Annotated in this window: 6 protein-coding genes; 4 read left to right on the forward strand and 2 right to left on the reverse strand. The window is 65.0% G+C overall.

Annotated elements, in window-relative coordinates:
• Both EN742_RS17915 and EN742_RS17920 read left to right on the forward strand, forming a co-directional pair.
• On the forward strand, window positions 1–1285 hold a 1285-nt coding region (locus EN742_RS17915; RefSeq protein WP_148670140.1), incomplete at its 5' end, for an FAD-binding oxidoreductase.
• Between the two features lie 283 nt (window positions 1286–1568).
• On the forward strand, window positions 1569–2435 hold the full coding sequence (locus EN742_RS17920; protein ID WP_126056462.1) for an SH3 domain-containing protein: 867 nt from the start codon (window positions 1569–1571) through the stop codon (window positions 2433–2435).
• Here EN742_RS17920 and EN742_RS17925 read toward each other — a convergent pair.
• Together EN742_RS17925 and EN742_RS17930 are read right to left on the reverse strand one after the other, a co-directional pair.
• Entirely contained in the window at window positions 2419–3735 is a 1317-nt protein-coding gene (locus EN742_RS17925) for a Mur ligase family protein (RefSeq protein ID WP_245492347.1), read from the reverse strand. The genes EN742_RS17920 and EN742_RS17925 overlap by 17 nt on opposite strands.
• A gap of 95 nt (window positions 3736–3830) precedes the next feature.
• The gene (locus EN742_RS17930; protein WP_128333095.1) at window positions 3831–4577 is read right to left on the reverse strand and encodes an SDR family oxidoreductase; all 747 of its coding nucleotides are present in this window, start codon (window positions 4575–4577) and stop codon (window positions 3831–3833) included.
• Between the two features lie 321 nt (window positions 4578–4898).
• On the opposite strand from EN742_RS17930, the gene zwf reads away from it, so the two are divergent.
• Both zwf and pgl read left to right on the forward strand, forming a co-directional pair.
• Window positions 4899–6368 (forward strand): glucose-6-phosphate dehydrogenase, encoded by a 1470-nt coding sequence (gene zwf, locus EN742_RS17935; RefSeq protein ID WP_126056463.1) that lies wholly within the window; start codon window positions 4899–4901, stop codon window positions 6366–6368.
• Entirely contained in the window at window positions 6350–7063 is a 714-nt protein-coding gene (gene pgl / locus EN742_RS17940; protein ID WP_126056464.1) for a 6-phosphogluconolactonase, read from the forward strand. Before zwf ends, pgl begins: the two co-directional genes overlap by 19 nt.
• Window positions 7064–7211: the final 148 nt, after the last annotated feature.

A 7211-nucleotide genomic window follows, 5' to 3' on the forward strand; every position in this document is an offset into this window, starting at 1 on the left:
GCCTTACCAATCACCGATCTCTCCTGGCCGCTCCTGGTACGAAGACACCGCGGGACCTAGACCCGAACACCCAGCCCTTGACGGCGACCGCCAATGCGATGTCGTCATCGTCGGCGGCGGCTTCACCGGCCTGTCGGCGGCGGCGCATCTGGCAAAGGCCGGCAGCAATGTCGTGCTCGCCGAGGCGCATCGGTTTGGCGACGGCGCTTCCGGGCGTAATGGCGGTCAGCTCGGCACCGGTCAGCGCGCCTGGGCCGAGGAGCTGGAGGCGGAATACGGCCTTTCCCGCGCCAAGGCGCTGTTCGACCTCGCCGAGGAGGCCAAGGCGCACCTGCTCGAATTCGCGGCCGTCAACAGGATCGAGATCGACTACATGCCGGGCCAGCTGTCGGTGGCGCACAAGCAGCGCTATGTCGACGACTACAAGGCGCATGCCGAGATCATGGCAAGCCGCTTCGGTTACCCGCACATTTCCTTCATGGACGAGAAGGAGGCGGCCGAGCGGCTGGGCTCGACGCGCTATTTCGGCGGCACGCGCGACACCGGCACTGGCCATATCCACCCGTTGAAGCTGGTGATCGGCACGGCGAAAGCAGCGGCCGAGGCCGGCGCGCAGCTGTTCGAGCGGACACCTGCGACCGGCATCGTCTCCAGCGGCGGCAAGGTGAGGGTCACGACGCCGAAAGGCACGATCACCGCCGACAAATGCCTAATTGGCGTCAATGCCTATGGCGGCACGCTCGAGCCGGTGAGCGCCGCGCACATCATGCCGATCGGCTCCTTCATCGGCGCGACAGTGCCGCTCGGATCGGAAACCACGGTGTTGCCGGGCGGCGAGTCGGTCGACGATTCCCGCTTCGTCGTGCGCTACTTCCGCAAGTCGAAAGACGGCCGGCTTTTGTTCGGCGGGCGCGAGGTCTATGCGGTCAACGATCCGAAGGACATCCACATCCATATCCGCCGGCAGATCGCGGAACTCTATCCGGAGTTGAAGGATGTCGAGATCACGCATGGCTGGGGCGGCTATGTCGGCATCACAGTGCCGCGCAAGCCATTCGTGCGCGAAGTGATGCCCAATGTCATCTCGGTCGGCGGCTATTCCGGCCACGGCGTCATGCTGTCGAACTTCTTCGGCAAGCTCTATGCCGAGACCGTGCTCGGCAACCGCGACCGGCTGAAGCTGATCGAGGATCTAAAGATCCCGCCCTTCCCCGGCGGCCGGCGTTTTCGTGCGCCCTTGCTGTTCCTGGCGCTCAGTTGGTTCGCCCTGCGCGACAGGATCTGACGCTGGGGAAGCACGGCCTGGAACGGAACTTCCGGCCTATCCGCCTGATTCCATTCGGCTGTTCGTGCCGCTGCGACATGTTGCAGAATCCTTAACAAGGGTGCAGAATTCGTTCCAAGGGCGCACTGATGCCACAATCACCGGCAAAAGATGCGGGTTCTGGGCTGTAAGACGGGGACTTTCGCGGGCCCGCCCGCTTGTGTTTTTGGGACCGATGCCGATCACCGCCGGACCTCCGGCACCGATCGAAAGAACGTCGGCCCACCTATTGGAGGTGGTTAGAGTGAACGAGCCCTTCAGTTTCGGCGCGCCGGAACGACGGCGCTTTGCAATGCAGTTTGGCTATGACATGCGGCCGTCGTTCTGGCAGGGCGTGCGGTCGAACTCGCATCTGGTGATTGCCGCCGTCGGCACCGCCGCGCTGCTTGGCGTGGCGGGGATTGCGCTGTGGCTGGCGCTGCCGGGCAGCGACCGGCAAGCGATCGCAAGCCCGGCGCAAAGCGTCCCGACAATCCCGGTCAGGACAACCAAGATCGCGCCCGCCAGCGCGAACGCGACGACGATGGCCACCGCGCCGCAGGCGGCGCGCAAGGCCGACGCGGTGTCGCCCGTGGTGGCCGCCAAGGAAGCCAAGATACCGGCGCTGGCGTCCAACGACCCGCGCTGGACCGCAACAGACACCAAGACCGCGTCCAGCGACCCCGCGCCTGCTCCATCCGATCAGACGGCAAGCCGACAGGCCGAAGAGACCGCCCAGTCATCCGACACGGCATTCGCCGAGCCGGCGGCTCAATCCGACGCAGCCGCATCGCTGTCCAAGGTGGCGGCGCCCGACGCGGCGCCGGCAAAGGACGATCCCGATGGCGCCAAGACCGCCGCCATTCCCGCGCCGGACCCGCAGACGCCGGAAGCGCAGGCATCCGCAGGCGACGATGGCAAGGCAAAGACCCAGCAGGTCAGTGCGGCCAGCACCGGACGTATTCTACGGGCCGTCACCATGCGGGCCGGCCCGAAACAGAAAGCGGCCGCGATGATCACCGTGCCCGCCAAGACCTCGGTGCAAGTCATAAGCTGCAAGAAGTGGTGCCAGATCGTCTATAATGGCAAGCGCGGCTGGATCTACAAGACCTACATCAAGACCGGCGCCTGAGAGCTTCATCGCCGCCGGTCAGCCACAGCAGCCGCCGAAGCCACTGCCATAGTCGGGCTCGCCTGCGTTTTCTGACATGGGCGCGATGTTCCTCGAACGGCACTTCGAACAGGCCGCATCCCTGGCATCCAGACCTTTTTCCGCAAACCGGGACCCAGCATTTGACGTCGTGGGTCCAGGCGAGCGCGATCCTCTCCAGGTGAAGGTTGGACGAGCTCTTTAGCAGGATCAATTCGCCCGGTACTGCCGTTCGCTTGATGTGGTCGGAGACTTGCTTGAGCGTTCGCAATTCGACGAACCGGCCGCCGTCGCGGTCGGCCTGGTCGGCGCCCGAGCGATGCGCATTGTCGCCGACATAGATAATCTGGCCAACGACCTCGCGCGCGGCGTTGTAGGCGTCACGGTACTTTCTGGTCGAACCCGCATAATCCGAAATCTGGCCGAGAACGATGCGTTTTCCAGCAACCTTGGCCTTGGCCACCATGTCGATGGCGAGGTTGATCGAATGCCAGGGAGCCTTGGCGGTGTCGACCAGGAAGTGCGGACCGCCATCGGTGACGAGCACCTGGCAGCGATTGATCAAGGGCTGGAACGTCGCCACGCGCGCCGCGACTTTTTCCGGCGGCACCCCAAGCTCCAGCGCGGTGGCGACAGCCGCCGCCGTCGGCAGCCATAGGTACTCGGCCGGAAACAGCGTCTGCAGGTCGAGCGCGCCGCCACGCCAGCGGATCCTGAGGCTCAGGGTTTCGGGATAAGCGGCCTGCGTGTCGGTGACACGATAGTCCGCATCTTCCGCCCGGCCGAAAGTGACGACGCGATGCCTGGTGCCCGAAGCCATGCCGAGCACATGCGGATCGTCGGCGTTGAGCACGGCAAGACCGCCGGGCGGCAGCGCGTCGACCAGGGCGCGCTTTTCCAGGGCGACGTTCTCCAGAGTCCTGAAACTGGCGAAATGTTCGAGGCGGACCATGGTGACGACCGCGACATGCGGCTGGAGCAGTTCCGCCATCGGCCTGATGGTGTCGACGCCATAGGCGCCTGCTTCGAACACGACATAGTCGACCTCGCCCGCTTTCCACATGCGCTTGTAGAGCGTGCTGGCCAGCGCATCGATGGCGTTGGCGAGAACCTGCGTGTAGACCGGGCGATGGCTGGCCAATATATGCCCGAGCAACGCCGCCGCGGTCGACTTGCCGGAACTGCCGGTGACGCCGATGAAGGTCGCCGCGCTTTTCGAACGGGCGCGCCATGCCCTGTAGATCTTGTGGCGGTGCCACAGGCTCTTGCGAATTTTGCGCAATCGGGCTTTCATCGCATGGCCACCCTGCCCCCTCGACAAGCCTTATGCCGTTCCCGGGCGGCTCGTCAAATCCTGGCCGCGCCTACCGCAGGCGTTCAGATGCAGCGGCCGCCATCGACCTCCAGCGCCACGCCGGTGATGAAGGCGGCCTCGTCGGAGGCGAGCCAAAGTGCGGCATTGGCGATGTCAAGCGGCGTCGACAGGCGGCCGAGCGGGATTGAGGCGCGGAACCTCTCGCGGATCTCCGGCGTGTCGGCGCCCATGAATTTCTCCAGCATGCCGGTCTCGCCGGCGACCGGGCAGAGGCAGTTGACGCGGATGTTTTTCGGCGCCAGTTCGACCGCCATCGACTTGGTGGCGGTGATCGCCCAGCCTTTCGAGGCATTGTACCAGGTGAGGCCGGGCCTTGGCCTCAGCCCGGCGGTAGAGGCGGTGGGCAGGATGACGCCGCCGCCCTGGCGCCCCATGATCGGCACCACCGCGCGCGCCGCGTGGTAGATTGCCTTCATGTTGACGGCGGTGATCAGATCGAAGGTCGCTTCGTCGACGTCAAGCAAGTCGCCATTGCGGTGCGTATAGCCGGCATTGTTGACCATGATGTCGATGCGGCCGAAGGCGCTTTTGGCGGCGTAGATCATCTCATCGAATTCGGAGCGCTGCGAGACGTCGGTCTGCGTCCAGATCGCGTTGTCGCCGATCTCGCCGGCCACGCGTTCGGCGCCCCGGGCGTTGAGGTCGGCGACGACGACCCTGGCGCCCTCCTCGGCAAAGCGCCTGGCCATGCCCTCGCCGAAGCCGGACGCGGCGCCGGTGATGATGGCGACCTTGTTTTCCAGACGCATGGTTTTCCCGCCCATTGAGGTCTTCCCGGATTTTCGGAGGCCGCCGCTCGGCTGCCCTGCGAGGACTCCCGCAGCGGCATGCCGCGACGGATTTCTTCCTTAGCTTTCGTCACATTCGCGTTCTATGTTGCAGCCGCGAACGCTGCCGGAAGCCTCGCTTGCCGACAAGCCCCCGGGTAGCGTCAGTGTCAAGGCCACACATGAGACCCAATCGACATCCAGCGATTTGTCCTTACCTGTGACACCATGGCACTGGTAAATTTAAATCGATTAGAATATATCAGCCCCGCACCTGAGCGCGGCGTCTAAAGCGGACAGACCATGACCAGCCAGATCATCCCCGTCGATCCTTTCGACTTCATCATTTTCGGCGGCACCGGCGACCTGTCGGAACGCAAGCTTCTGCCCTCGCTCTATCATCGCCAGCGCGACCATCAGTTTTCCGAACCGACCAGGATCATCGGCACGTCGCGCTCCAAGATGACCGACGCCGAGTTCCAGGCCTTCGCCAAGCAGGCGATCTCGGACCATGTGAAGCCCGCCGACATCGATCCGAAGGAGCTGGAGACGTTCCTCGCCCGGCTCTCCTATGTCCCGGCCGACGCCACCACCGGCGCCGGCTTCGACAAGCTGAAGAAGGCGATCGGCGACAGCGACCGTATCCGCGCCTTCTACCTGGCCGTGGCGCCGGCACTGTTCGGCGACATCTCGCACAAGCTCAAGGAACACAATCTGATCACGCCGAACTCGCGTATCGTGCTGGAGAAGCCGATCGGCCGCGACCTCGCCTCGGCGCGCACGCTCAACGACCTGGTGGGCGACGACTTCCACGAAAGCCAGATCTTCCGTATCGACCACTATCTCGGCAAGGAGACGGTGCAGAACCTGATGGCGTTGCGCTTCGCCAACGCGCTCTACGAGCCGCTGTGGAACTCGGCCAATGTCGACCATGTGCAGATCACGGTCGCGGAAACCGTCGGCCTCGAGGATCGCGTCACTTACTACGACAAGGCCGGCGCGCTGCGCGACATGGTGCAGAACCACATGCTGCAGCTTCTGTGCCTCGTCGCCATGGAGGCGCCGTCGTCGATGGACGCGGATGCCGTGCGCGACGAAAAGCTGAAGGTGCTGCGGGCGCTGAAGCGCATCAACGGCAACGAGGCGCCGAAGCACACGGTGCGCGGCCAGTATCGCGCCGGAGCTTCCGCCGGCGGGCCGGTGAAGGGGTATGTCGAGGAGCTCGGCAAGGACAGCAATACCGAGACCTTCGTCGCCATCAAGGCCGAGATCGCCAACTGGCGCTGGGCCGGCGTCCCGTTCTACCTCAGGACCGGCAAAAGGCTGGCGACCCGCGTCTCGGAAATCGTCATCGAGTTCAAGCCGATCCCGCACTCGATCTTCGGCGACAGCGCCGGGCCGATCTTCGCCAACCAGTTGGTGATCCGGCTGCAGCCGGACGAGGGCGTCAAGCAGTTCATCATGATCAAGGATCCGGGCCCGGGCGGCATGCGGCTGCGCCAGATCCCGCTCGACATGAGTTTCGCGCAATCCTTCGACGGACGCGCGCCCGACGCCTATGAGCGGCTGATCATGGATGTGGTGCGCGGCAACCAGACGCTGTTCATGCGCCGCGACGAAGTCGAGGCGGCGTGGAAATGGATCGACCCGATCCAGAACGCCTGGGAAAACGCCAGACAAGAGGCGCAGGGCTATACGGCCGGCACGTGGGGGCCATCGGCCTCGATCGCGCTGATCGAACGCGATGGGCGGACATGGCACGAGAGCAATTGAGCGGCGCCTATCACTGGAACAGCTTCGCCGATCGCCAGGAACTGGCGGCGGCGCTCGCCGGCCATGTCGCGGCACGGCTGACCAAGGCGGTCACCGAGCGCGGCACGGCCCTGCTTGCCGTCTCGGGCGGCACGACGCCGGCGAAGTTCTTCGCCGCGCTGTCGCGGATCCCTATTGCCTGGGACAAGGTCACGGTGACGCTGGTCGACGAGCGTTTCGTACCGGCCTCCTCGCCGCGCTCGAATGCCAGGCTGGTGGCCGCCAACCTGTTGCAGAACGCCGCGACTGCGGCGCGCTTCGTGCCGCTCTACCATGAAGCGGCAAGCATCGAGGATGCGGCGCTGTCCGACAATGAGGCGCTCAGGTCGCTGCCCTGGCCGCTCGACGCGGTCGTGCTCGGCATGGGCGGCGACGGCCATACCGCCTCGTTCTTTCCCGACGCCGACGATCTTGCGCGATTGCTTGATCCGTCCTCGCAACGGATCGTGCTGCCGGTGCATGCGGCAAGCGCCGGCGAGCCGCGGCTGACGCTGTCGATGGCAAGGATCATCGGCGCCGGCTTCATCGCGCTGCATATCGAGGGCGCGGAAAAGCGCAGCGCCTTCGATAGCGCCATGGGATCAGGCGCGAGAAAGCCCATTCGCGCCGTGATCGAGGCGGCGCCCAGAGCCGTCGAGGTTTTCTGGGCGCCCTGATTTTGACCATACCGAGGGTCCCGGCTGCCGGAAAGTTCAGGGACCCCGCCTGAAAGGACCGTTGCCATGACCGCCAGACGCGACATCGAAGCCATCACCGAGCGCATCCGCCAGCGTTCGAAAGCCGGCCGCGAGGCCTATCTCGGCC

This window comes from Mesorhizobium sp. M4A.F.Ca.ET.020.02.1.1 (assembly GCF_004022645.1).
Taxonomy (GTDB): Bacteria; Pseudomonadota; Alphaproteobacteria; order Rhizobiales; family Rhizobiaceae; genus Mesorhizobium.